Here is a 24,796-nt window from a genome sequence, read left to right on the forward strand (position 1 = left end):
CGTGGTCAGGAAATTTGACGTTAAACGAACGAAGATCGTCTGTACGATTGGACCGAAATCCTCGGACGAGGCAACCCTGCGGGAGATGATCCGCTTAGGGATGGACGTGGCGCGGATCAACTTTAGTCATGGGGATTATGCCACCCACCAACGGAATATTGAGACCATCCGCCGCATCGCCGCCGAAGAAGGCGCGGTGGTGGCGGTCATGGCAGACTTGCAGGGACCGAAAATCCGCTTGGGGATGCTTGCCAACGAACCTATCTTGATCAAGCACGGCGATCAGTTGACGCTGACCACAAACCCCGATGCCGACGGCACGAACATGGTTTTTCCCTTGCCTCACCCCGAATTTCTGCAAGATGTCAAAGAGGGGCAGCGCCTTCTGCTGGATGATGGAAACTTCCAATTCCAAGTTTTGGCACGGCAGGGTGATGATGTTCTCTGTAAAGTGATTGTTGGTGGAGAAATCCGCAGTCGGAAGGGTGTCAGCGCCCCGGAATCGAAACTGAAGATGTCCGCCCTGACGCCAAAAGATATTGAAGATGTGAAATTTGCCATGGGGGTAGGCGTCGATTATGTCGCCATGTCCTTTGTCCGCAGCGCCAATGACATGCGCGAGCTTCGCTGGCTGTGCAAACACAGTGGCGAGGACGATATTGCCCTGATCGCCAAGATTGAAAAACAGGATGCCCTTCAAAATTTTGAGGAAATCCTCGCTGAGTCGGATGGAATCATGGTGGCGCGGGGTGATTTGGGAGTAGAGACGCCCGCCGAAGCCGTTCCGATCCATCAAAAAGAGATCATCCGCAGGTGCAATGCGGCGGGTAAACCGGTGATCACCGCGACGCAGATGCTCCAATCGATGACGGAAAACCCTCGCCCCACCCGCGCCGAGGCAAGTGACGTGGCGAACGCTATCCTTGACGGGACGGATGCGGTCATGCTCTCCAACGAGACCGCCGCAGGCGATTTCCCAGTGGAAGCGGTCAAAACGATGGCGACCATCGCGCTGATGACCGAAAAGCACTATGCGGAACTCTCGCATGAGTACCAGCGCCCGCAGCAAACCGTGGTGACGCCGCTGAACCTTGTGGACGACCCGGAAAATATCTCCATCGCCACCAGCCGCGCCGCCAGCCTGATCGCGGATTCGTTGAATGCCCGCCTGATTGTGACGGCAAGTTATACTGGGACAACGGCACGGCTCATCGCCCGCACGCGCCCCCGAACGTCGATTCTGTGTGCCACGACAAACGAACTCACTTGCCGCCGGCTCGCCCTTGTGTGGGGGGTATACCCTATGCTTGTGCCGCAGTTCACGTCAATTGACGAGATGATCGCTAAGATCGTCGGGACAGCACACGATGCCGATATGGTGCAGTGGGGTGATACGCTTGTCTTGATCGCTGGTGTGCCGTTTGGCTTGGTTGGGCAGGCAAATTTCCTAAAAATTCATCGTGTTGGAGAGGCATCAGAAGTCCCCGCTCCGGTGGGTGGGTAAGTATCTATTCGTAACTTAAAAGGTGAACCGTAGGGGCAATCCCTCACCCCCTAGCCCCTCTCCCGCTGTGCGGGAGAGGGGGAGTAATATCTTTTTCGGGAGGGGCTGCGCCCCTCCCGTACCCCTCATGGAGGAGGCAGGCATTTTGCCAAGAGGGACGCTTACACCTCACCGCCGAGATTTACGGATAGGCTCTAACACCGTTCCCGTTCGAGGACTGCCTTCGCTTTGCATGGGCGCACCGCTGTTGTGTGCGCTTAGTAGATCACGGCGGCGGTTTGTGGCATACTAGAAAGAATCATCTAGTCCGCTGGAGAGGTTGCCCGTGACCGCCCGAACGCCCACCCCCAAACCCGAAGAAACCCCCATCTCCACCGACTCAGTGGGGAGTTCCGAACTACCCTCGGAAGTGACCATCCCTGAGATCATCGTTGATCCCAAACCACGCCGGGGCGATACCTCGATCTTGGGTGCAGCGCGAACAGAGGGGGTGGAGGTCTTCATTGCTCCCGACACCGTGATAGATGAAGCCCGTTTGCGAACGCTGACTGATCCCTTTCGGCGTTCTGGACAGGCACGCCCTCCAGCGAGTGAGATCATTCGCCCCGACGCCATTCGGAATACAACCATGCTGCGGCAGTTTGTCACCCAAGAGCGGCTGAACGCCCTTTGGAAGAAAATCGAAGACCTTCAACGCGAGGTGGTGAAGCATGTCACCGCAGACCGCACCAACACAGACGCTTATCAGCTTGACCTTCTTTTTGCCAGTTCACTCCTCTTGCAATCAAGCGCCAATTACGAGGAAGCACGGCAGATAGCCTATCGGATCGAGTCCGATTTGGCACGGGAAGATCACATCAGGGCGAACATTATCAAATATCGCCCCCGTCTCCTTGCCTATTACCTGATCTGCGCTCTAATCGTCCTCCTTGCCTTCAGTTTGGATGCCAACTACCGCGCCTTGGTGCCTGACACCCTCGGTATTTTGAAAATGGCATGGCTGCCGATCATGTTTGGGGCGCTTGGGGCAATCTTCAACGGGATGATGGCGATTCACGAACACACCACCATTGAGCATAATTTCGACCCGATTCACGTCAGTTGGTATATTCTGAACCCCTTTATGGGGGCGATTATGGGCATTGTCGTCTTGATTTTCTTCGCCGTAACCAGCAACACCTTCAACACGCAAACGCCTGATTACAGCCAATCTGCGCCGCTGGTGATCTGGCTTTTGGCGTTTGCGGTGGGCTGGCAGCAAAATCTCGTCTTTCGCTTGCTAAACCGCTTCCTCAAAACCTTCCTCGGTGATGATAAAACGGCGCAGCGGACTCCGGCATCGCAAGTGACCGTTGCCCCGCCCTCCGGCATCAGTCCGATGGATGCAGCACTGTTGAACGAACTACAACGGCTGCGCGGTGGGGGCGAGAACCGCTGATGCGCCTTTCGCCTGTGCTTACCGTATTGTCTGCCCTCGCTGCTGTTGTTCTCTTTGGGCTTGTTGGGGCGCCTCTCATTGCGCCGAATCGACCCTTGTTGGAAAACGTTGCCTTCAGCGTGAATATCATTAGCCCCAATGCTGATGGCGATTCTGACCTGACGAAGATTCGCTACACCGTGAACAAAACGGCGCGGGTGAGCGTTGTTTTTACCGAGACGACAACCGGGGAAACTTTCCGCTTCCGTGACGAGGCAACCCGCGCCCCAAATACCTATGAAGTGTTGTTTAGCGGTGTTGTAGAGGGTTACACCTTACCAGATGAACGCATAGAGGGGGTTATTGAGCGGCGGCTGATCCCCAATGGACTCTACCGTTGGACGCTGACGACAACCACAGAGACGGGCGAGATGTCCAGTGTTGAGGGTGACTTGACGATCAGCGGCGTCGATTCGCGCCTACCCGCTTTAACAACCTTTGAAGTGTCCCCCAAAGAATTCACCCCAAACCAAGATGGCTATGATGATCGGGTAAGTATCAATCTGACACTGGAAAAGCCAGCGACGCTCACTGTCTGGTTGGAAAACGATACGAATGGTCCGTATTACATCGCTGAGCGGGTGATTGCAGCAGCAACGGCGGACGGGGCGGGCGCACGGGAATTTGATTACGATGGCGGCGTTGATAACAACATGACCCCGCCCCCTGATGGCGAGTATCGCCTGATCGCCGTTGCCCAAGATGCCGAAGGGCAGCGCGTTCGTCGGGAGACGACGATTCAACTGCGGGATGGGGGCTTGCCCAATGCCGAGATTGTCGCCCAGAGCAGTGGGCGCACAGTGACATGGGCAGCCAGCACATGGGAAGATCGTTTTTTCCATGATCGCCAGACGCGGGGCGCTTTAGTTGAGCCGCCGCTCACGGTGCAATCCACCCAAGCACAGATTAGCCTTCCACAAGGAGACTTGCTGGTCTTTGCCATGACCGTTTCTAATTATGGCACGACGCCCATTCGCACCATTGGACCGTTCCCCGGCACAGCTTACAGCTATGATCAGACGGATGCGGCAATGACCGCCCCCGAAAGGCGAGAGGCGTTCAGCGGTGCGTGGCGGGTGGGTGTCCAGTGTGAACGCTCGGAATCATCTTACCCCTGGCGGTGGGCGTTAGGGTCGCCAGACGCCCTGACAACGGTTGAGCGTGATGGTGAAACGCTTTATTACCTTCTGCCAGGGCAAAAGGCGCTTGTTTGGGGTGCGGTGCGCATGACGCGCCTGATCCCCACCCGCAACCCCCAAAAATGTTTTGCCGCCCTGATTCATGAAGATGTGGCGATTCCACCCCGCCAGAACCGTATTGGCGAAATTGACGTGCGGCTAGAGTAAAGGCTTTGCGCATGGCAAAACAACCCGCCGCTCCCCCAACCAGGAAACCGACGCCGGTAGGGGCTTCTAAAGCGCCCCCCAAGAGCGGAACACCAAAAACACCACGCAAGCGGCGGAATGTCCCCCCGCCTGATTTGCTGATCCCCAAACGACAGCAAGGACACCCGCTAAAACTGGTTGCCCAGACGCACAAAGCCGGACAGCCCGATCCCTTCTTACGCCGCCTTGTGCGCACCCCACGCACCACCATACGGGAAATGATCCTGAATCGGGCGGCGTGGGTCGACGATCTGGCTGCCATTGGCTTGATTTTAGTTGGGACGGTCTCTGCCCTGGCGTTGATCAACTTGCAGCCAATTGAACGCTCCTCCCTGTCCGATTACTGGGGCGATTTTTTGAGTCAGTTGTTTGGGCGTTTTGGAGCAATTCTTTTTTCTGGTTTTCTTGTTGGTGGCGGCATCTTGATTGTCCTGCCCCGTTTGGGGATTGTTTTTGACCTGACATGGCGGCGCATCTTGGGGACAGAACTCGCCTTTGCTGGCTTGTTGGCGACGATTCACCTGCTTGCCCGCGATAACGAACCCCGCGCCCTTGCCCGCAGCGGGTTGGGCGGAGGGCATGTGGGGTGGGCGCTTGGTGAGATTGCCAACCGTTTTCTGGGATCGGCGTTGGCAACCTTCCTGTTTCTCGCCCTGACGATTCTCGGCATCAGCATGGTCATTGGGATTCGGCGGAAACACATCCGCAGCGGGGCAAAGCGCCTAAGTACGAGTTTAGAACGTGTTAGCATGGTTGCGCAGGCGGTTGCCAATGCGTCGCGTTCAAATTTGCCCCGTCCGCGCTTGCCCAGTGCAGTGGGGAACTTGAGAACACGCTTAAGCGACTTAAGGCGTCGTCCAGCGCAAGCCACACCCATGCCAACGATGACACCGCCTCCCTCTCCCCCTCCGCCATTGAAGCCTTCCATTACAAGTACAGATGAGGAAGGGTATCGCTCTCCCTACATACCAACCGGGACTCCCGCCGCCCCTGTCTATACGCCTCCACCCGAAGAACGGGCTGTGGAGCAAGATGGAACAATCGTCCCTCGTCCGGCTGCTATCGCGCCGACGTATGGGCGTTCCCCCGCCTCAAAGCCCGTTGCTGAACCGATAGCCGAACCCATGACGCCGCGCAAACTTTCGCCGCTGCCGACACCAAGCCTGATGCCAACGGCTGTTCCAACGGACGATGCGGACGATACGCTCATCCCGCCCTCACCTATCCCGCCAAAATCAACGCCGGTTGCCCCTGCTGCAATCAGCCGCGCCATAGGGAAAACCTCTCCGCGCCCCGAACCGCTGCCGCGTCGAATCCGGCATTTTACGGTGGAAGATTTTAAGGAAGTCAAATACCCCTACACACGTCCCGTTGGGCTGCCGCCCCTGACACTCCTCAATGATACAGAACTCTCGCCGCCAAGCGAGGAGGAGATCAACGGGAACGCCCGCATTATCGAGAACACCCTCCTTGATTTCGATCTGGATGTGGAAGTCGTTGACGCAAAAATCGGACCCACCGTCACCCAATATGCGGTGCAGCCCTTCCGAGAGGTGACAAACACGTCCGGGGAGGTCGTCACGCAGCGCGTTCGGGTCAACAAGATCGTCTCACTTGCCAGCGATTTGGGTTTGGCGTTGGCGGCAAAACGGCTGCGGATTCAACCTTACGTTCCCGGTTTCTCTTATATGGGTATTGAAGTTCCCAACCGCAGTCCCTCTATTGTGGCGCTCCGTCCTTTGATGGAGACGGAAGCCTTCGCCCGCGCCTACCTGAAACCCGATCCCGATGCACCGGGAGGCGTTCGCCAAGCGCCGTTGGTTGTCCCGCTAGGGCGAGATGTCTCTGGTGAGCCAGTGATCATGGATTTGGCGCTGATGCCCCATTTGCTCATTGCCGGAACGACAGGATCGGGAAAATCCGTCTGTATCACGGCGACGATTGCCGCATTGATCATGAACAACACGCCCGAACGCTTGAAACTCATCTTGCTTGATCCCAAGATGGTTGAACTGACCCGTTTCAATGGATTGCCCCACCTTTTGGGTCCCGTTGAGACGGATCATGAGCGGATTATTGGTGTTTTGCGTTGGGCAACACGAGAGATGGATCGGCGTTACAAACTCTTAGAAACAGAGGCGGCACGCAACATTGAAGCCTATAACCGAGCGTTGGGCGCGGCGCGGATAGAGGAACACCTTCCCTACATTGTGATCCTTGTGGATGAGATCGGTGATCTGATGCTCTCGCGCCCAGAGGAAATGGAACGGACGGTGACCCGCCTTGCGCAGATGGCACGCGCTGTTGGGATGCATCTGATGGTTGCCACCCAACGCCCTAGTGTGGACATTATCACGGGGTTGATCAAGGCAAATTTCCCAGCGCGAATTTCCTTCAGCGTTGTCTCAAATACCGATTCGCGGGTTATCTTGGATGCCCCCGGCGCGGAAACGCTCATCGGACGGGGCGACATGCTCTACCTTGCCCCCGATGCGGCGGTGGCGCGGCGCGTGCAAGGGGCGTTTCTCTCCGATGCGGAGATCGATGGCTTGGTTGCCTATTGGAAAGACTGGGCAGCGCAACAGCAAGCCGCTGGCGCACCGCCGCCCGAACAAGCCCCATGGGAACGGGGCATGACGCGGCGGGAAGCCCTCTCTGAAACGGAATCCATGTTGGAGGAAGCCATTTCGGTTGTCGTCCGCGTGGGGGAGGCGTCTACATCCTTGATCCAACGCCAACTGAACATCCCTTACGTTCGTGCGGCGCAGATTATGGATTTGCTCAACCAGTTGGGGATTTTGGGGGGAATTAAAGAGGATGGGCGAACGCGGGAAGTGACCCTGAAGCAAGGGACAGACCCTTACCGCAAGCTGATGGCGAAAGTGAAGAAAAACGAAGGCGCGGGCTAAAAGGGGCAACAAAGAAGGTTGCCCCGCCAAACCACTCACCCTCTTCCCTTGCGGGTGACCATGTACCAGAGCGCGTCGCGGCTGCGGAGCGCCGAATCACGCTGCCAGCGTAATACCTTGATCAGGTGATTATAGCTCTCCACCCCGCCGTTAAATGCCTTGATCTGTACCTCGGCTTGGGCAATCTTGACATCGGCACAGGCAAAGCCTCTTTGAATAGCCCTCAGATCGAACATGGTTGTCTCTAACTGCTGAATGGCTGCCGCCAGACTTTCCCGCGCCTCGTGGATTGCCTCTGCCAGTGTCTCGCGGCGGGTTGCTTCGGCAAGGTAATCCGTCACTGGATCAGCATCCTCGTCGTCGTAATCATGGTAATCATGGGGATCGGGGCGTGGGATTCTCATTGCCACCCCTCCGCCCGTATGGGGAACACTTTTTTCGTGATCGTCAGCGCCGCTCGAAGTTCGGTGTCCATCTCCTCCCGCGTGCGGAAGGGAATTCCGGTCAGCCGTTCCAGCGCGGCAAAACTGAACTGCCCTTCCCCAACCTGATCCCGACAAAGGTAAGGAAAATTATCCTCAACCTCAAACAACCCAAAATCAACAGCAATTTGGGGCGGGCAAACGACACATCTTGCTGGCAGAAGTCCGGCGATGCGCAGCGCAGGTAAACACAGTTGCCTTTCAAGCCCCAAAGGGGTGGTTATCCTCAGCCCGCTGCTTTACCGGCGGGCGATAGGGGCGTCCCTACGGGATGCGGGTCACCGTTGAGAGCGGGGCGGGGCGGGGCGTTCGGGTGGGGGTTTTTGTCGGCTGGCTTGGGTAAATCACACTCTCGTGCATGTACCCAACGCGGGGGATTGGCTCACCGGGATCAAGGTTGATCTCGTACCATTCCGGCGCTGTGAGAGAGCGCCCCCACACGCAGAATTTGGCGTATTGATAAGGACGTTCCAGCGTCTCACATTCCTCGCTAGGGCATTTGCGCACCCGCGCCCGAACCACTGTCACATAAAATTCCAGGCAAGCAGGCTGCGGGGTGGGGGTGGTGAAGATGTAATTCAAGGAGCGAAGGGTAGGCGCTTCTGTTAGGGTGATCGCTGGCAGTTCGGGGGTTAGGGTGGGGAAATCACCGCCCGTCTCGACAAAATCGACGACGCCGCGCAGCAAGAAGGCAAACCCTCCACCCAACAGCAGCAGAATCAGCACTCCCCACCAAAACGAATGTCCCTGTGTTTCCCGCATAGCATCCTACGCCACATGTCCGCACGTGCCGACACTTTATCACAGTTCGGGGTTGTTTCGAGCGTTTCTCAGCGAACCCTGAGCAAGCGGCGCATCACAAGACAAAATCCTGGCTGTCTGCATCAACGGCTAAAACCCCGCGCAGTTCGTCCACATCGGGATAGGTTTCGGCAATCTCATCAATGCCGCCTGCCTTCACCCCGCGCCCACACAGGGAACGGTATTGGCATAGACGGCACAAACGCTCATTTTCGGTCAGAGGAAACACCGTCACATCGAGGGTCAAAAGGCGTGTAATTACCGCGTCAAGATAGCGCCTGTCCTCGTCCATACGCTCTGCGTTGTAGGAGAAAGTTTCTGTTGCCCCACCATCTTCGGCAAACCAATAGACCAACTGCACCTGTTCAGGGGCAACGTGTCGTCCGATGAGTCCGGCTGACGCCTCAACGAAGAGAAGTGGGTAAAGAATCGTCTGTAGACGGCGATTCAACAGTTTGAGCGGTGTTCGCTTGGAGGTTTTCCAATCGAGGATCACCACTGTGCCATCGGCATCATAGGCAAGCAGATCGAAGGTTGCTGTGAAGCGCTGATCCCCCAAGCGGGCGGACAGTGTGATCTCTGGACGACGGTGAGTGCTTGGAATATTGGGGGGCGGGTTTGCCTCAAATGCCGCCCACCAACGCCCTAACGGAGATGCCCAATCAAGGGGCGGAAGGGGCGCTCCACGCCAATAGCGCTCCATTCGTAAATGAAAGCGCTTGCCCAATTCGGCGGCATCTTCTGTCGCCATGAGTGGTTCGGCAGCGGGGGCAGGATAATCCTGCTCCATGAGGTAGCGGAGTTGAAAACGACGGGCGCAATCCACAAAATCTTGAAGGCTTGATTGACTAAAGTGAAAAGCAGGTGGCAGTTGGCGTGTCATAAGGGTTATCGTGATCTGTCCGTTCAGTGTCTAGCGGTAAATTATAGGTAACGTTTAGGGCAAACCCTCACCCCCTAGCCCCCTCTCCCCTCATGGGCTGAGGAGGGATTATCTTGTGAGGGGGGCTGCCCCTCGCAAGCCCTTTCTTGATTAGGACTTACACAGTTGAACATGTTTACCCCGTATTCATCGAAAGAGGTAGATTAAGGGGGAAGCCCCCTCAAAACCTCTTTTCCCCCATCTCCCTGAGGGAGATGGGGGTAGGGGATGAGGGCAAGAGCGCAACCCCTATTGATGATATTTGGAGAAACATGCCATGCTTACTAACGGTATGTTTCTCAGCACTGCTCTGATTACAAGCCAAATCCGAAGTTGTCGATAGATTGTTAGGGCATATCCCTTGTTTTGAGGAAGGCTACCTCAAGAGCGCACCGATATTTCCCACAAACAAGACCAGCCCCAACCCTGTCACAAAGAGGGCAAAAAGGGCACGAAGGCGTTCGGGGTCGGTGTGTTGTCCTAGTTTTGCCCCAAACACCGCCCCCACAATTCCAGCGACGGCAAAAACCCCAACAATGTGCAGATCAATCGCCACATTGTTCAACTGCCCTAAAAATCCGGCAAGGCTGTTCATTGTAATGATCATCATCGATGTGCTAACGGCATAATTCATCGGTAGGTGAAGGATCATCACAAGGGTGGGAACGATCAGAAAGCCTCCCCCAACACCTAACAACCCTGTCAGCAAGCCAACACCCATCCCACTTCCAAGAACGACACGAACATCCAACGGGCTATCGGGGGGGGGCGGAGCGGATTTAAGCACTGCCCCGGTCAGGATGCCAACGCCCGGTTCAGGGTGAGCCATTGGACGGCGGCGCAACATCAACCCGCCGATGAGGATCATCAGCACCGCAAACATGACCATTCGCAGAGCAGGTGGGAGCGCTTTAGAAAAACTTGCCCCCCAATAGGCAGCAACCATCCCCGCCCCGCCAAACAAAATAGCGATGCGCCAATTGACCGTCCCTTGTGCGCGGTGGAGAAGCACCCCCGCTGCGCTGGTTGTCCCAACGATAATCAAGGATGTGGTTGTCGCTGCTTGAAGCGGCAGCCCAACAATATAGACAAGGGCGGGAACAGTGAGAATCGCGCCGCCCCCACCAAGAAAGCCTAAGATTGTGCCGATCACAACGCCCAAACTGCTATGCAGAACGAATGCAATTATGCCGGGCATACTGCCGTCCGAAAAGCGTGTTCCCAAACCCGTTTCCCCTCGCCAAGCGTGACAACATTCGTGAAACCCTTCGCCCGCAGCCAACTGGCGGCGATCTGCGAACGGTAGCCGCTGCTGCATTGGGCGACAATGAGGTGATCTTTGGGAAGGGCGTCTAGGCGAAGGGGGAGATCGCCAAGCGGGAGGTGCTGCGCTCCAGCGATATGCCCTTCGCAGAATTCACTTTGCCCACGCACATCAAGGATGGTGATTACTTCTGAGGGCAGGCGTGCGGCAAGCTCTGGGACAGTAATCGTTGGGAGTGTTTCACCCTCATCAAGAATTCTATCGGCAAGGGCGTACCCGCTCACCTGATCAACGCCGATTCCCCGCAAAGCGGTGAGCATGTCGGGAAGGACAGCACCCCGATCAAGAATCAGGTAGGTGGGGCGGGTGTAATCCACAAACCAACCGACATAGGTGGTGAAGTTGCGGCTGGCTGCCGGAATACTGATCGTCCCCGGTAGGTGGGCTTCGGCAAAATCATTCCGTGCGCGGAGGTCAATCACCAGATCGCCGTTCTGGATCGCCGCACGCAGGGCGGTTTTGTCCATTGGTGCGGGGTGAGGGAGCGTGCGCAGCAGGGCTGCCCCCGCTTTGTTCACGCTCTTCATTTGGGCAAAGTAGCGCGGGGCTTCTGGCTGCCCATCTAAAAGCCAGCGGACGAACGCATCCTCATCGGTGAATTGGAAGGCAGGGTTAAACAGCTTTTCGTAGCCAAGCGTTGTTGAGGGAATTGCGCCTAGCGCCTTGCCACAAGCGCTTCCCGCGCCGTGTCCGGGCAAAATTTGAAGGTAATCAGGGAGACTCTTAAACCGCTGGACAGTATGGAACTGCTGGCGTGCGCCGGGGTCTTTTGTTCCGCTGATGCCCGCTGCCACTTCGAGCAAATCGGGGCGACCCACATCACCCACAAAGAGAAAGTCGCCGGTGAAGATACCCATTGGCTTATCGGCGGCGGCGGTATCGGTGAACTGAAAACTGAGGTGCTCAGGGGTGTGTCCGGGAGTGTGCAGCACTTCGATGCGCACATTACCAACCATGAAGGTATCGCCATCATAGAGAAGCCGTACATTTGGGGCGTGGGCATCAGCATATTTCCAATCGGCGTCGCCCATATCGCTGAGGTAGAGCGTTGCTCCGGTGATAGCGGCAAGCTCACGCACGCCGCTGACGAAATCGGCGTGGATGTGCGTTTCGGTGACATGGGTGATCCGCAGCCCCTCTTGGTCGGCAAGGGCAAGGTAGGGCGTGATATCTCGTGCGGGGTCGATCACGAGTGCCTCGCCCGTCGCCGCACAGCCTACAAGGTAGGATGCTTGGGCGAGGCGATCATCATAAAAATAGGCTAAACGCATGGATGAGGGTCCTGTTGAGTCTTTATGGAGAGTCTAACACCAAAGAATCATTTTTTGTGCGCTAAAGGCTATAATGAACTCGATTCAAAGGCGAATTCAATCCAATCAAGGCAAAATCGGGATTATATGTTACGCAGTTACCCCCGCGCCTTTGAAGAACACAGGGAAATTATGCCGGCTGGGCTAGGTTGGTGCTTAACTCTGGTAGGCGATCTCGCCGTCTTTTATGACCGTGTGGGCTAAATTTCCACCAAAACGATACGCCAAAAAGCGGTAATCTTCGGCATCCCAAAGGACGAGATCGGCTTTCTTGCCAACCTCGATACTACCCACTTGATCACCGCGATCTACGGCAAAGGCGGCGTTGATTGTGGCAGCGGCAAGGGATTGTGCGGGCGTCATCCCCAAATTTCGTGCTGCCAACGCCAAGACAAACTGCATGTTCTCACACCAGGCGGTGCCGGGGTTGCAATCCGTTCCTAAGGCAACCACCGCCCCGGCTTCGATCAAAGCGCGGGCGGGGGCGGTGTTGGTGATTCCCAAGCCAAACGGCGTGGCGGGCAGCAAGGTAGCGATTGTCTCCGATGCCGCGAGTAAACGCACCTGATCCACTGGCGTTACCAAGAGATGATCCACACTCCGTGCGCCGGCTGCTACGGCGAGAGGAACACCGCCGAGAGCGGCAAACTCATCAGCGTGTAACCGGGGGGTCATCCCCGCCATTCGCGCCATCTCAAAAATACGTTCTGTTTGGGCAACGCTGAAAGCGCCTTGCTCGCAAAAAACATCGCAATAAAGAATGCCCGGATAGAGTTCTGCCTTCCAAACGGCTACCTTCGGGATCATCTCATTCACAATCAGATCGACATAGCCATCACTATCCTCGGCAAACTCTGGAGGAATATCGTGCGCCCCCATAAAGGTGGGGACAAGATCGATGCGCTGCTCCATATCTAGCAAAGCAATAGCGTTCAGTAGCGTGATCTCAGTCGCCGTGTTTAAGCCGTAACCGGTCTTACATTCAAGGGTGGTTGTCCCATGCTGAAGGGCGCGAAGAAGGCGCGGCGCGGTTTGGTTGATCAACGATTCTAAGGTGGCGGCGCGGGTTTCGCGGACAGTCCGGTTAATTCCCCCCCCTGCCGCATTAATTTCCATATAGGTTGCCCCGTTGATGCGCTGTTCCAGTTCGGCAGCGCGATCCCCTGCCCACACCATATGGGTGTGGGGATCGACCAACCCCGGTGTGACCAAGCGCCCTTCGGCATCGGTGATCGCGTTGGGGGAGTAGGCGGCAAGAACTGCCTCGCGTTCGCCAACGGCAACAATTCGCCCATGAAGCATGGCAACAGCGGCGTTTTGAATCAACCCTAAATCGCCCAAATATTCCCCACGCTGGGGTTTCCCCTCATGAGCAGGCATGACACACAACTGCCCAATCCGATCCACAATTCGATCAACAATCATTGGCATATTGACTCTCTCCTAGAAAAAATCTATTGGGGCAGATCATACTGACTGCCAACAGATGGTTCTTCCTCATCAACATAGGGAAGGGGTGCTGTTCGGCGGACGTTTACCCGCGTCAAAATGGGAATATCATCTTCTTGGAGCGGGACGCCGAATTCCTCCGCATGGGGGTGATCATGATCATCACTTAGGGGGGGAAGGGCATCATCTGTCCGGCGGTGGATAAAGGCGCCAAAGATGACCATCCCTATTCCCCCGACAATGACTATCGCCAGCAACGCCCCTAACGCCGCTACCCCCAGACGGACAGGGAGCGTGAGCGGAATATAAAGAATAGATTCCTGTACTGCTGGCGCGGCTAGACGTACTGCACCAAGTTCCCGCGTCAGTCGTTCCGCCGCCCCAAGCTGCAAGACAACCGCCTCTGACGCGCTATACTCTGGGTGACTCACATGCAAGGTGTATTGAGCGGGAGGAACGCCCTCAAAACAAAATGGAGCGGGAGCAATGGTCACATGGTTTGCTACGACCACGTTGGCGATGTTTCGCAAGGTGACATTCATCGCCATGAGCGCTTCTTCGCCCGCATCCCGAACGCCGTTCTCGTTCGTATCACCGTAAGCAACGACGCAGATTGTCCCCATTTCCCCGCCTTGTGCGGCGATGGGGCGCGGCAGCAGCAATCCAACGGCAAGGAACAGCCCCAAACAAACACATGCACGCTTCATCATCACATCCACACCCTCAAACTTGGCAAGGGATTATAGCACGGGCGGGCTTTCCCTTCCCCACGTCCACCCTACGAGAGGACTACCCATGCGCGTTCTGATGATTTCCAAAGCCTGTGTGGTGGGTATTTACCAACGAAAATTGGAGCAGATCGCCGCACTTGGCGTTGACCTGATGCTTGTTGTGCCACCCGTTTGGGCGGATAAAAGTGGGGCGATTCCGCTTGAACGCGCTCATATGAAGGGGTATCAGGTGGCGGTGATTCCTCCGCGTTTCAATGGAAACTACCATCTTCATGTCTACCCTGGGTTGGGTCGCCTGATCCAAGAGTGGCAACCAGACATCGTTCATAGTGATGAAGAACCTTACAATCTCGCCACATGGCAAGCGCTCTGGCACGCCCGACGAATCGGGGCAAAAACGCTTTATTTTAGTTGGCAGAACATCTGCCGCCGTTACCCGCCGCCTTTTTCGTGGGGGGAGCGATGGGTCTTGTATCGTGCTGATCAGGGCATTATGGGAACAGAAAGTGCCGCAGAGGTCTTTCGAGCAAAAGGGCATCGCGGCGGGTTGACGGTGATCCCGCAGTTTGGCGTTGATTTGGCAGATTTTCCTTTCCGTCCGCACACCATTGACCCACAGGGGGAAAGGGACGGCGCGGAACGAGTCGTCGGCTTTATTGGAAGGCTTGTTCCCGAAAAGGGCGTTGATCTCTTGCTGCGGGCGGCGCAGGAGGTGATCGCGGGAGGGCAAGCAATTCGTCTTATGATCGTTGGGCAAGGGAGCGAACGGGAAGCCCTAGAACGCTTGGCGGCGACACTTGGCATTGCTGAACAAGTGACCTTTTTCGGGCATGTGCCGTCGCTGCAAATGCCCACCCTTTACCCCCAATTGGATGTCCTCTGTTTGCCCTCACGGACGCTGCCAACATGGAAAGAGCAGTTCGGGCGGGTGATCCTAGAGGCAATGGCATCGGGTGTCCCGGTCATTGGCTCAGACAGTGGGGCAATTCCCGATGTGATTGGGGATGCAGGCGTTATTGTCCCAGAGGAAAACCCGCACGCCCTAGCTGAAGCGCTGCGGGGGCTACTCTCCGATCCAGCGCGACACGCTGATCTTGCCCAGAAGGGGCGGGCGCGGGTAGAGGCGTACTTCACCCATCAACGCATTGCCGAGGCGACAGTGCGCGTTTACGAACGCCTTTGGCGGAAGCCTTTATGAGGGCAACTGCGTAACGCCCAGCCTTCATTTTACTCAGCCGCTGGTTAGGTAATGCGATTAATCAGGATTTCAAAAATGCTGCCTTTCACTCTATGTGGAATCAGTCCGGGATTATCCTTGCTTATTTCTTCAAGCACTTTTTGAAGTTTCGATGACCCTTTATAGCGAATAGGGGTAACTGGAAACAAATCCTTCAATGCCTGACCGATAGACGTTGGTTTTACCCACCCCCCTGTGCTTTCTACGTTCGGGTTTTTAACGACACTGACATATGCCGCCAAAACCATGTAAAGCCCAATCTCTTGAGGCAATCGCAGGCGATGAGACACTGGCTTTGTATCCGATTGCTCCTCAATTTCAAACCATTTGGGGAACACAGTGGCGAAAGATGTCACCATCATTGCCACTTCTTTTGAACTCAATTGAGCGTTCGTAGGTTGTTTTTTGACCTCAGCCATCAAGGCGGGCAGTTGAATCCATCCATCATTTGTTTGTGAAGACGCGGGAATGCTTTGATGTGCGTTAATCAACGCTCTCAGAAACAGAGAATCAAAAGGGCTTTTGGGAGGCGGTTCGGTGTTTGGCTGCGTATTTACGGCTGGCGAGGGTGCTAGTTTTTTTTCGTTCCCACTAGGTGTGGGCTTAGTCTGTACCGAAGGCGAGGCGGCGGTTGGCTTCTTATTGTCGCCATTGGCTGTGGACGGTGCGGGCTTGGTCTGTACCGAAGGTATTGTTTCTACCGGTTTGTTTTGGGTAACATCTGGGTCCGGCGGCACTATCTCATCGAACTCGAGAAAGCGTGAACAAGCGCTGCGAAGGGTTGGCGGTGTATTCTTTTCGCCAATCCCTAACACATACTTGCCCTCATTTTTGAGTCGCGTTGCCAATGCCGTATAATCGGAGTCACTAGCGATGATGCAAAAGTGTGTAATATCTTTTTGGGTGTAGTGCATCTCCATGACATCAATCACAAGGGAGATATCAACACTATTTTTACCTGATCCGGTATTGCTTGGCACCCAAACGGGATGTATTCCGTGCTGTCCAGCAGTTTTCTCCCACTGATCCAGTGAGTTTTTACCAAAAAAGACCTTCGCCATACGAGGGTTTAGATTCTTTTTTAGCTTTTTCCATACCTCTATAAATCGTGTCGTGGATATGTTGTCCCCATCAATGAAAACGGCAAAGACAGGATTGGGTGAAGACATAGGGCGGCGCACAGCTTTCACTGATACAGAGAAACTGCCTATAATATTACCCCCCCCAATACAAAAATCAAGATGGGAAATCATACAGGGTTGTCCTTACCCCTTCTCCTATTAGCGCTGCGCAGCAGGGAGAGGGGGCAAGGGGTGAAAGCTGTGAAGGATTTTCCTAGTACAACCACAATGAACAGGCAGCATAATAGCACATGATCCCGCCGCTAAAGAGCAGCGGGCTGAAAGCAGCCACCCCTTCGGGGCTTGGAATGCGTCCCATCCCCCACTATCCGCCAAGCCTGAATCTCATGGTTGTTTCTCCGCGATGCTTTCCTCCAAAGGCGTCACGATGCGGAAGCCAATATGGTGATCTTGATAGTTGGGCGGGTCTTCAAAGTGTTTGTACGCGGAACGGGCAACAAAGCCATTGCTCCCCCACCAGCCACCTTTTTCCATCTTCCTCAGTCCGCTTTCGGGGCCTGTTGGATCCTCTTTGATCTTCAACCGAGGGTAATCCGCGCTTAGCCAGTCTGCCACCCATTCCATCGCATTGCCCGCCATATCATGAGCGCCAACCCAACTAATACCCTCTGGATAGCTCCCTACCGGCATTGGCGCTTTTGTCCCCACCACATTCGCTTTTAGAGGGTCAAACTCGTTCCCCCAGGGGTACATCAGGGATTCCGTCCCCCGTGCAGCAAATTCCCATTCCGCCTCTGTAGGCAATCGTCCACCCCGCCAATGAGCATAGGCTTCCGCCTCGTACCATGTAACGCACAGACGGGGGAAATCATCCTCGCTAAATTCACAGGGGAGGGGGAGTTTCGAGACGTTCTGTCGCTTTAGCCACTTCAATCCGTCTGGTGACCAGTGAGCCTCTGTTGTGTACCCGCCATCCTCCACAAATGCCCCATATGCCTTGTTCGTCACTTCATACGTATCGATCCAATAGCCCTTCGTCAAGCATGTTTCACGGGCGGGGGATTCATATTGGAGCGCACTTGCCACCCATGACGGCGCATTCAGTGTTTTGATCAACGCCTGTGCCTCTTTGTAATCTGTCCCCATGATAAAACAGCCCGGCGGAACAAAGACTTGGGCAATGCCTTTATCATCGGTGCGGCTGTCTCCCGCGCTTGGTGTATCCCCCATTACTCGCCGGCCTCCTGTGATCACGATAATGCTCATTATCGTCACTAATATTCCCAAACTGACCTGTCGGCGGTTCATATTCTCTCCTTGCTTGTCCGTACCGTTCAGGAAATACTATCCTGACCGGTAATTCTGATCGCCATCCGGCAAGAAAGTGGCACAGAGTGGCACACCGAGGTGATACGATTGCGAGCGCCTTTGCCTCCCAATTAAAGGCATATATAGCCAACGCCGGGGTAAACGCCAGTGAGCTTGCCCGCCAAGCCGGGCTGCCCCGCCGCACCGTAGCAAACTGGCTCAACGGCGAAGCCCGCCGCCCCCGCTATTGGGAAGATGTTCTCAAGATTGCACGCAGCCTTGCCCTAACCACAGCCCAAACAGATGATCTGCTCCATTGTGCCGGCTTTCCCTCCCTAGTCCATTTGCGCCGTCATTCCCCTCACCACCCCCTTCTAAAAGAGCGCACAGTGCAGGCGTTGGAGGGTGAATTAGGTGGATGGGTGATCGCCATCTTAGGTGAGAGCGAAGGGCGTTTGTTGGGAGACCTTCCCCCCACCAAAGCAGTTTATATCTTAGAACATACCCTTTACCTTGCCGAAGTTCTGGGACGGACTGAGTTCAATACGCGCTTGCGACTGGAATTAGGGATGTGCCTGTATGCTTTAGGACGCTACAGGGATGCCTATCAAGCATTTGCCGCTACCCTACACTGTGCATCCGGCTATCCACTGGGCGAAATCGTTGCTCAGGCACTCCCCATGATATTATGGACGTTAGCTCAGAGCGATTTTGCGGCAGCCGAAGGGGATTCCTACGCGGGCATGTTAGAGAGACTCTACCCTGATCTGGAAGATGAACCGGTACGCCTACGCGGGCTGAACGCGCTTGGCATGTGGGCAGCCTACCGCAGGCACTATGGGGATGCAGAACAGTATTATACGGCATTACAGGTGTTGGCAGAGGGGGTGGCAAGCCCCGAAGGTGAACGCTATGGACTGATCGCCTTGAATAACCTGGGTGATCTTTTTGCCCGTTGTCATGATCTTGCCCGTGCTGAAAACTATTTCGAGCAAGCCAGTGCCTATGTTGAGCGTTATCCGGCATTGCTCCCCGCCGCCGTGCCTCTCTGGGTGAATCGCGGTATAGCCCAAAGCAGCCAAGGGCATTATGCAGCGGCTCTTATTTATTTTGACCGTGCGGCATCCTACTGTGTGATGGAGAAAACCCCCTCTCTCGCCTTCGTGATCACCGTCAATCGCGGTGATGCGCTCCTTCATCAGAGGGATATGCGTGGCGCTGCGGCAGCCTTTGAGCAAGCACAAGACTTTAGTGAGGCAGGCGCAAGTCCTGAGATAGATGTATTGGTCACAGGGGTGATCACCGCATTCAAAAACGGCGAAGGCGATCACCTGCTGATTGATCAAGGTTACAACAAGGTGATCGCTTACACCCGCCGTTAGTAGGTAACCATGATTCTTAGAGCCTATTTCGGAGTTGGTGTGTGAGTGCTGTTATCACCACAGGGGTGGTGAGGGGCAGCGCCCCTCAGAGGAATAATCCCCCCTCGCCTCCTGTGTGGGCGAGGGGGTGTGCCTACCGTTCACATGGTTCAGACGGATAGATACTTAGGATGTGTTGCTGAAACATGGTATACTTTCTAGAACGAATTTTCTATTGGCGAGAGCGAATCGATGCCTACCTTAGCACACAATGGCGGAGAGATTTATTATGAGGTTGCCGGTGAAGGGTCGCCGCTTGTTCTCATTCATGCTGGCGTTGCCGATCAGACGATGTGGGATTACCAGTGGACAGCGTTCACAGCGCGTCACAGAACGATTCGCTATGACACACGGGGATGGGGAAAAACGACCAGCACGGATGTTACCTTCTCCAATCGGGATGATTTGCGGGCGCTGCTCGATCATCTAGGGGTAGCGAAGGCAGCCGTGATGGGCGTCTCTCGTGGGGGGCAAATTGCCACCGATTTCACCCTTGAATTCCCCGAACGGGTTTCAGCGCTCATCCCTGTGGCGGCAGGTTTAGGCGGATTTGAAGCCCCCGTAACGCCTGCCGAAGAAGCTCTTTTTGCCGCCGCTGAAGCTGCTGGAGAAAGAAAGGCATGGGACGAACTGACCGATCTGGAAGTCCAAATTTGGGTGCAAGGACCTTACCGCCGCCCAAATGAGGTCGATTCGGCTGTATTAGACCATGCCCGACGGATGATTCGAGGGAGTTACGCCCTTCACGAGAGTGAGACGCTCACGCCAATCACCCTAACTCCTCCGGCTGTTGGGCGGCTTGCGGAGATTGCTTGCCCAACCCTTGTCATTTGGGGCGATAAAGATGTCAGCGAGGTCGCAGCAAACTGTGAAGCACTCGTGGCGGGGATCGCCGGAGCGCGGAAGGTGATACTCCCCAATGCAGCGCACTTGCCGAATATGGAATACCCGGAGAAATTTGCTGAAATGGTGCTGAGTTTCTTGGGGAGTATTTAAGCGGTAATTGGGGAAGGGCGCGTAGGTCGATAGACGTATGCGTCCTTGATGTCACTATGCAGCAGGCGATCCAGTTGGATCGCCCGTTCTGATTGTCCCTAAGCGCAGGTTAGGGGATAACGCTCGCCAACTTTGCGCAGGCGGGGCAAGACCGATCCCGACGGATGATCGCGTAGCCCGCCATGGGGTCGCCACCATCGAAGACGGGGAAGTCCACGTTCCAGACGATCATCAAGCGGACGCGGTTTGCCGCAGACAGCACGGCTGCCTCAGCTAACCAATCGCGCTGGTTAGCAATCGTCACGTTTTGCGCCCAAGCAAAACCACCGGGCAGCGCCCCGTAGCCTTCCGGCGTCAGGTAGCCAAGCTCCGTAAAGCAGGCACGTTCGCCCGGGAAGGACGCCAAGCCACGCGCCAACATCGTCCCGAAGTAACGGGTTGGGTAGTTATCACGGGGGTCGCCGCTGGATTGACCAGGGCTGACGATGCCTTCGTTATAGTGCAAGCCGATGCAATCCGCATACTGACCAGCACCCGCCGCCGCCATTTCCGCCATGTACACATCGTCGTTCCAGAAGGCAGCAGATTTGCCACCCGCCGCGCCGCCGGTGGGGGCGGGCGCACCGCTGATCACGATGGTATTCGGGTTAGCGGCTTTGATGGCGGCATATGCCTTCGCCAAAAGTTGCGTGTAGACTTGCGGGCTAATCTGCCCATTGGGCCACTCGCGGTCAAGGTTCTGCTCGTTCCACACCTCAATCGCATCAGCGCCGGCTGCGGCAAGGCTGCCCACCCACGCGGCATATTCCGTGTGGTAGTTCGGGTCCATAGCGCGACTCTTATCGCCTACCACGCCAAGCATAATCTTGAACCCATTCGCCTTGGCTTGGCTGATGTAGGACGGACCCTCACCGCCGCGAACCTGCTTCTTCACCCAACGCATCTTGGCTTCCTTCATGCGTTGGACGGTGTTCGCGTTCAATTCCTGAGCGTGACCGCCCAATTCAAAATCGCCAGAGACAACCGACCCCGTGCCACCCGAAATCGGGCTGCCCGATGCGCCAGTTCCGGCGATGCCGCAATCGTAGACCTTCGAGAGGTCAATCTTCACGCGGATGTCGTAGATATTGCTATCACCGAGGGGCTGAATGGTGATTTTATAGCCCGGCGTATCCCCCTTGATGGAGGTTTCGCCGGAAACCTGACAGCCCAACGTCGTGTCGGGGAACATGAGCAAGTCCCATGTCCAGTTGGTGACATACTTCAGGTTTTTGTTGATCTTCTTTGTCAGGTAGGCGCGGGCGGCATTAAATGCCTGCCACTCTGGAGGGGCTGCCGTTGCCCCAGCGGGCGGCGCGGCGACGGGCGGCTCAACGGGTTGAGCGCCACCCCCTACCGGGGTTGCCGTGATGATAACAATAGCAGGGGTCGAATTTCCCTGTGCGCCAACATGCCCTACCGACGGCGCGATCATGAGCATGACCACCGCGCAGAACATTCCAACAACTGCGAAAATACGTGCCAGTTTCAACGTTTCCTCCAATACAACCTACACTTCAAGAGCAAAGTGGAGGGGTTTTCGGCGGTAAAGGATACCCTAGAAACGCCTCCTGTGTCGAGTGTGAATTCATCAGATGCTCACACGGTGGGCAAACGTCAGGATTGCGTAGGTTACGGCGTTAGGCGGTTAATGTCACGCGGGAACAGCACCGCGCTGCGGACATTTTCCAAGCCCAAAAGCTGTGTTACAAAGCGCTCTGAGCCAATGGCAAAGCCGCCATGTGGGGGCATTCCAAATTTGAACGCCTCAAAGTAATGCTGAAAAGCGTCCAGCGCATATTTGAAGCGCCCCGCCGCCTCAAGATAATCCTCATGCTTATGGAGGCGCTGCCCACCCGTGACCAGTTCCACCCCTCGAAAAAGGAGGTCAAAGCTGTTTGAGTAACGCGGATCGGCGGGGTTGGGGTGTGTATAGAAAGGGCGTTTCACCATCGGGTAACCGGTGACGAAAAGAAAATCGCTGCCATAGGTTTCCTTTGCCCATTTGCCTAAGATGCGCTCATGTTCGGGAGCAAGGTCAGGCTCACCGAGGGCATCTTTCACCCCAAATTGATCATGAAGCATCTGCTGTGCGTCGGGAAAGTAAATATGCGGGACGTTTTCAGGCAGCATTGGCATGTCCACCTCAAGGAGGGAGAGTTCCGCCGCGCAATGGGTTTGGAGGTAGATCAGAATCCCCCGCACTGTTTCAGCAAGCATTGCCATCACATCAAAATGATCGCGGATGAATCCGAACTCCACATCGAGGCTGACATACTCGTTCAGGTGGCGGCTGGTGGCGTGCGGTTCGGCGCGGAACACCGGTCCAACCTCATAAACGCGCTCAAAAACACCGACCATAATTTGCTTATAGAACTGCGGGCTTTGGGCAAGGTATGCCGTCCGTCCGAAATACTCCACCGGAAACACGTTTGCCCCGCTCTCTGTTGCCGAGGCAACGAGTTTCGGGGTTTGAATCTCCGTAAAGCCTTTCCCTTGCAGAGTCTCGCGGAACCCGCGCATAACACCCGCAAGCAGGCGTACCACCGCCCGCCGCTCCAATGCCCGGTGTCCAAACACAGCATGATCAAGGAAAACAGGTAGCGATGCCCGGACACGATCTTTGTACAAGGCAAAGGGGGCAGCCTCCCGCACCGGAGTGATCACCTCTAAGACGGGATCAAAGAGTTCATAGCCGCCCGGCGCTTGCGCATTCTCTACCACACGTCCCGTCACAGCAAGGATCGTCTCCACATGAAGACCATCTAAGGGAGTGAGCGCCTCTGCCGAGGCGACGGCTTGGGCAACGCCCGTCCGGTCTCGGATGATCACGAAATTGACGCCACCCAACGCCCGCAGCCGGTGCAGCCAGCCGACGATGCGCACGGTTTCCCCAACGTGCTGCCCAATTTCCGCTGTATAGGTTCGTTCCAACGTCATGCGCGACAAGCCCCCATATATCTGTTTTGTCAGCCATATTTGTGAATGAAAGCGCAATGTAGCACACACAGAAGGGCGGCGTCAATTGGCAATGAGGGGATCGGAAGGGATCGCCACGCCAGTAGCCCACCGACGATCTTCTCAGCGCCATGTAACACGTTCAACGGGGTAAGTCGTAGTACGAATAGCCGTTCATCGATTGCCATGGGGATAGGCTGCCAACGGCACCGTAACCTTCGTTAATCTTTCAACCCGATCACCTTGATCTCATCGCTTGAACCGGGAGGATTATAACGTCCGATGAGCGCCCAAAAGATAAAATTCAAGACCAACGCCCAGACCACTGCCGTATTCACCGTCGCATAGGCGATCATCTCCTGCCGCGCCCGAAAATTGAGTCCCAAACACATGATCGGAAAGGGGAGCGTACATTCGTTTGTGATGCGGTAGATGCCATAGCCAGAGACAATCGGCGCGGCGAACAGAATCAGGATGATGAACGTGGCAAACCGGCGGTTTTTCTCCGCCCGTTGGATGAGAAAGACCAACAAGGTAAACAAGGCGGTCAGCAGCAGCACACCGCTGGAATGAATCACGCTTAGTACGCTCCATCTGTGCAAACAATCACAAAGATACTGTAGATTATAATGCGAGACGCCCGCACTTGCTCTGAAATCGTGTACAATGAAAGCGCCACAGAGAAACACGCCACAAAGAAACAAGGGAGCAGCACCGTCCATGCCTGAAGGTCTCGCTAAAATTTCATGGGACGACCCGCAGACCCAAGAGAAGCGTGAATTCGTCCTCGTTGAGGGCGCCACCGCCAGCATCGGACGCGCCCCAGAAAATGACATCAGTATTCCCGAACGGCATGTCAGCCGCCAACACGCTGTTGTCGCCTTTCGGGATGGCGTGTTCACCATCACCGATTTAGGCAGCGCCAACGGGACATTTGTCAACGACCAACGCCTTAGTGCGCCATTCCCCCTTGCGCATGGCGACCAAATTCGGCTCTACGTCCCCCAAATGTCATTTAGCGCGATTGTCACTGAGGAGGAGCAAGAATTCGCCCGCAAGACGGGGACGATCATTGTTCCGGCTATCGGCACAGGGCGACCCAAACTGATCGCCACGAATGGTCCCCACGAAGGCTCAGAGTTCACGCTTGCCGAAGACATTATCACCATTGGGCGCTCAACAGTGGACGCAGCATGGGATATTTCGCTCTCAGACCGTGCCGTGAGCCGCCCGCACTGCCGCCTGACGAAAAAAGGGGAGATGTGGGTTCTGATGGATTTGGGAAGCGCCAACGGGACGGTGCTGAACGGGAATACTGTTGGGGCGCAGCCCATCCCCCTGAAGGATGGCGATGTGGTGAAGGTGGGGGAATCGACATTGATGTTCCGCTTGGCAAAATAACAAAGAGCATCCCCTTTCTAAAAACCCTCAACGCTTTTAGGTTGAGGGTTATCTCATGCT

At 55.6% G+C, this 24,796-nt stretch carries 21 protein-coding genes; 8 read left to right on the forward strand and 13 right to left on the reverse strand.

Features of this window, described 5'->3' with window-relative positions; translation table 11 throughout:
* The first annotated feature begins 1 nt into the window (after position 1).
* From pyk to HS103_17000, 4 genes are all read left to right on the forward strand, one after another.
* Complete coding sequence (gene pyk, locus HS103_16985) at positions 2-1,504, forward strand: pyruvate kinase (GenBank protein MBE7514496.1); 1,503 nt, start codon at positions 2-4, stop codon at positions 1,502-1,504.
* Positions 1,505-1,829: 325 nt separating this feature from the next.
* Complete coding sequence (locus HS103_16990) at positions 1,830-2,942, forward strand: hypothetical protein (GenBank protein MBE7514497.1); 1,113 nt, start codon at positions 1,830-1,832, stop codon at positions 2,940-2,942.
* Positions 2,942-4,327, forward strand: a complete 1,386-nt coding sequence (locus HS103_16995; protein ID MBE7514498.1) for a hypothetical protein — start codon at positions 2,942-2,944, stop codon at positions 4,325-4,327. Before HS103_16990 ends, HS103_16995 begins: the two co-directional genes overlap by 1 nt.
* A gap of 11 nt (positions 4,328-4,338) precedes the next feature.
* Positions 4,339-7,275 carry a DNA translocase FtsK gene (locus HS103_17000; protein ID MBE7514499.1) on the forward strand — a complete coding sequence of 979 codons (2,937 nt, stop codon included), beginning with the start codon at positions 4,339-4,341 and terminating at the stop codon, positions 7,273-7,275.
* Between the two features lie 35 nt (positions 7,276-7,310).
* On the opposite strand, the gene HS103_17005 is transcribed toward HS103_17000, so the two are convergent.
* The 8 genes from HS103_17005 to HS103_17040 all read right to left on the reverse strand — a co-directional run bounded on the left by HS103_17005 (position 7,311) and on the right by HS103_17040 (position 14,273).
* Entirely contained in the window at positions 7,311-7,679 is a 369-nt protein-coding gene (locus tag HS103_17005; GenBank protein ID MBE7514500.1) for a hypothetical protein, read from the reverse strand.
* Positions 7,676-7,969: a hypothetical protein gene (locus tag HS103_17010; GenBank protein ID MBE7514501.1), complete on the reverse strand. Its 294-nt coding sequence runs from the start codon at positions 7,967-7,969 to the stop codon at positions 7,676-7,678. Before HS103_17010 ends, HS103_17005 begins: the two co-directional genes overlap by 4 nt.
* A 52-nt stretch (positions 7,970-8,021) precedes the next feature.
* Positions 8,022-8,519 (reverse strand): hypothetical protein, encoded by a 498-nt coding sequence (locus HS103_17015; protein ID MBE7514502.1) that lies wholly within the window; start codon positions 8,517-8,519, stop codon positions 8,022-8,024.
* Positions 8,520-8,613: 94 nt separating this feature from the next.
* A complete protein-coding gene (locus HS103_17020) occupies positions 8,614-9,441 on the reverse strand; it encodes a PD-(D/E)XK nuclease family protein (GenBank protein MBE7514503.1) in 828 nt (275 codons plus the stop codon).
* A gap of 415 nt (positions 9,442-9,856) precedes the next feature.
* The gene (locus tag HS103_17025; protein MBE7514504.1) at positions 9,857-10,678 is read right to left on the reverse strand and encodes a sulfite exporter TauE/SafE family protein; all 822 of its coding nucleotides are present in this window, start codon (positions 10,676-10,678) and stop codon (positions 9,857-9,859) included.
* On the reverse strand, positions 10,666-12,075 hold the full coding sequence (locus tag HS103_17030) for an MBL fold metallo-hydrolase (protein MBE7514505.1): 1,410 nt from the start codon (positions 12,073-12,075) through the stop codon (positions 10,666-10,668). Before HS103_17030 ends, HS103_17025 begins: the two co-directional genes overlap by 13 nt.
* Before the next feature lie 195 nt (positions 12,076-12,270).
* Positions 12,271-13,539 carry an imidazolonepropionase gene (locus tag HS103_17035; GenBank protein ID MBE7514506.1) on the reverse strand — a complete coding sequence of 423 codons (1,269 nt, stop codon included), beginning with the start codon at positions 13,537-13,539 and terminating at the stop codon, positions 12,271-12,273.
* Between the two features lie 29 nt (positions 13,540-13,568).
* Positions 13,569-14,273 carry a hypothetical protein gene (locus HS103_17040; protein ID MBE7514507.1) on the reverse strand — a complete coding sequence of 235 codons (705 nt, stop codon included), beginning with the start codon at positions 14,271-14,273 and terminating at the stop codon, positions 13,569-13,571.
* 85 nt (positions 14,274-14,358) lie between these two features.
* On the opposite strand from HS103_17040, the gene HS103_17045 reads away from it, so the two are divergent.
* Positions 14,359-15,492 carry a glycosyltransferase family 4 protein gene (locus tag HS103_17045; protein ID MBE7514508.1) on the forward strand — a complete coding sequence of 378 codons (1,134 nt, stop codon included), beginning with the start codon at positions 14,359-14,361 and terminating at the stop codon, positions 15,490-15,492.
* 44 nt (positions 15,493-15,536) lie between these two features.
* Here HS103_17045 and HS103_17050 read toward each other — a convergent pair whose 3' ends face one another.
* Together HS103_17050 and HS103_17055 are read right to left on the reverse strand one after the other, a co-directional pair.
* On the reverse strand, positions 15,537-16,784 hold the full coding sequence (locus tag HS103_17050) for an NYN domain-containing protein (GenBank protein ID MBE7514509.1): 1,248 nt from the start codon (positions 16,782-16,784) through the stop codon (positions 15,537-15,539).
* Between the two features lie 213 nt (positions 16,785-16,997).
* Positions 16,998-17,921: an SUMF1/EgtB/PvdO family nonheme iron enzyme gene (locus HS103_17055; protein ID MBE7514510.1), complete on the reverse strand. Its 924-nt coding sequence runs from the start codon at positions 17,919-17,921 to the stop codon at positions 16,998-17,000.
* An 86-nt stretch (positions 17,922-18,007) separates the two neighbouring features.
* On the opposite strand from HS103_17055, the gene HS103_17060 reads away from it, so the two are divergent.
* Positions 18,008-19,303 (forward strand): helix-turn-helix transcriptional regulator, encoded by a 1,296-nt coding sequence (locus tag HS103_17060; GenBank protein ID MBE7514511.1) that lies wholly within the window; start codon positions 18,008-18,010, stop codon positions 19,301-19,303.
* Positions 19,304-19,534: 231 nt separating this feature from the next.
* Positions 19,535-20,338, forward strand: a complete 804-nt coding sequence (locus HS103_17065; GenBank protein MBE7514512.1) for an alpha/beta fold hydrolase — start codon at positions 19,535-19,537, stop codon at positions 20,336-20,338.
* A 109-nt stretch (positions 20,339-20,447) separates the two neighbouring features.
* Here HS103_17065 and HS103_17070 read toward each other — a convergent pair whose 3' ends face one another.
* The 3 genes from HS103_17070 to HS103_17080 form a co-directional block, all read right to left on the reverse strand.
* Positions 20,448-21,869 (reverse strand): hypothetical protein, encoded by a 1,422-nt coding sequence (locus HS103_17070; protein MBE7514513.1) that lies wholly within the window; start codon positions 21,867-21,869, stop codon positions 20,448-20,450.
* A 140-nt stretch (positions 21,870-22,009) separates the two neighbouring features.
* Positions 22,010-23,317: an aspartate--tRNA(Asn) ligase gene (gene aspS, locus HS103_17075; GenBank protein ID MBE7514514.1), complete on the reverse strand. Its 1,308-nt coding sequence runs from the start codon at positions 23,315-23,317 to the stop codon at positions 22,010-22,012.
* Positions 23,318-23,556: 239 nt separating this feature from the next.
* Positions 23,557-23,913, reverse strand: a complete 357-nt coding sequence (locus tag HS103_17080; protein MBE7514515.1) for a hypothetical protein — start codon at positions 23,911-23,913, stop codon at positions 23,557-23,559.
* A gap of 142 nt (positions 23,914-24,055) precedes the next feature.
* On the opposite strand from HS103_17080, the gene HS103_17085 reads away from it, so the two are divergent.
* Positions 24,056-24,736 carry an FHA domain-containing protein gene (locus HS103_17085; protein MBE7514516.1) on the forward strand — a complete coding sequence of 227 codons (681 nt, stop codon included), beginning with the start codon at positions 24,056-24,058 and terminating at the stop codon, positions 24,734-24,736.
* The last annotated feature ends 60 nt before the right edge of the window (positions 24,737-24,796 follow it).

Source organism: Anaerolineales bacterium, assembly GCA_015075625.1.
GTDB lineage: Bacteria > Chloroflexota > Anaerolineae > Aggregatilineales > UBA2796 > UBA2796.

Bases quoted from the DNA above. Each gene is read 5' to 3' on its own strand.
- HS103_16995 (MBE7514498.1), top strand. From the start codon at position 2,942: ATGCGCCTTTCGCCTGTGCTTACCGTATTGTCTGCCCTCGCTGCTGTT.
- HS103_17000 (MBE7514499.1), top strand. From the start codon at position 4,339: ATGGCAAAACAACCCGCCGCTCCCCCAACCAGGAAACCGACGCCGGTA.
- HS103_17005 (MBE7514500.1), bottom strand. From the start codon at position 7,679: ATGAGAATCCCACGCCCCGATCCCCATGATTACCATGATTACGACGAC.
- HS103_17015 (MBE7514502.1), bottom strand. From the start codon at position 8,519: ATGCGGGAAACACAGGGACATTCGTTTTGGTGGGGAGTGCTGATTCTG.
- HS103_17020 (MBE7514503.1), bottom strand. From the start codon at position 9,441: ATGACACGCCAACTGCCACCTGCTTTTCACTTTAGTCAATCAAGCCTT.
- HS103_17025 (MBE7514504.1), bottom strand. From the start codon at position 10,678: ATGCCCGGCATAATTGCATTCGTTCTGCATAGCAGTTTGGGCGTTGTG.
- HS103_17030 (MBE7514505.1), bottom strand. From the start codon at position 12,075: ATGCGTTTAGCCTATTTTTATGATGATCGCCTCGCCCAAGCATCCTAC.
- HS103_17035 (MBE7514506.1), bottom strand. From the start codon at position 13,539: ATGATTGTTGATCGAATTGTGGATCGGATTGGGCAGTTGTGTGTCATG.
- HS103_17040 (MBE7514507.1), bottom strand. From the start codon at position 14,273: ATGATGAAGCGTGCATGTGTTTGTTTGGGGCTGTTCCTTGCCGTTGGA.
- HS103_17045 (MBE7514508.1), top strand. From the start codon at position 14,359: ATGCGCGTTCTGATGATTTCCAAAGCCTGTGTGGTGGGTATTTACCAA.
- HS103_17050 (MBE7514509.1), bottom strand. From the start codon at position 16,784: ATGATTTCCCATCTTGATTTTTGTATTGGGGGGGGTAATATTATAGGC.
- HS103_17055 (MBE7514510.1), bottom strand. From the start codon at position 17,921: ATGAACCGCCGACAGGTCAGTTTGGGAATATTAGTGACGATAATGAGC.
- HS103_17065 (MBE7514512.1), top strand. From the start codon at position 19,535: ATGCCTACCTTAGCACACAATGGCGGAGAGATTTATTATGAGGTTGCC.
- aspS (MBE7514514.1), bottom strand. From the start codon at position 23,317: ATGACGTTGGAACGAACCTATACAGCGGAAATTGGGCAGCACGTTGGG.
- HS103_17085 (MBE7514516.1), top strand. From the start codon at position 24,056: ATGCCTGAAGGTCTCGCTAAAATTTCATGGGACGACCCGCAGACCCAA.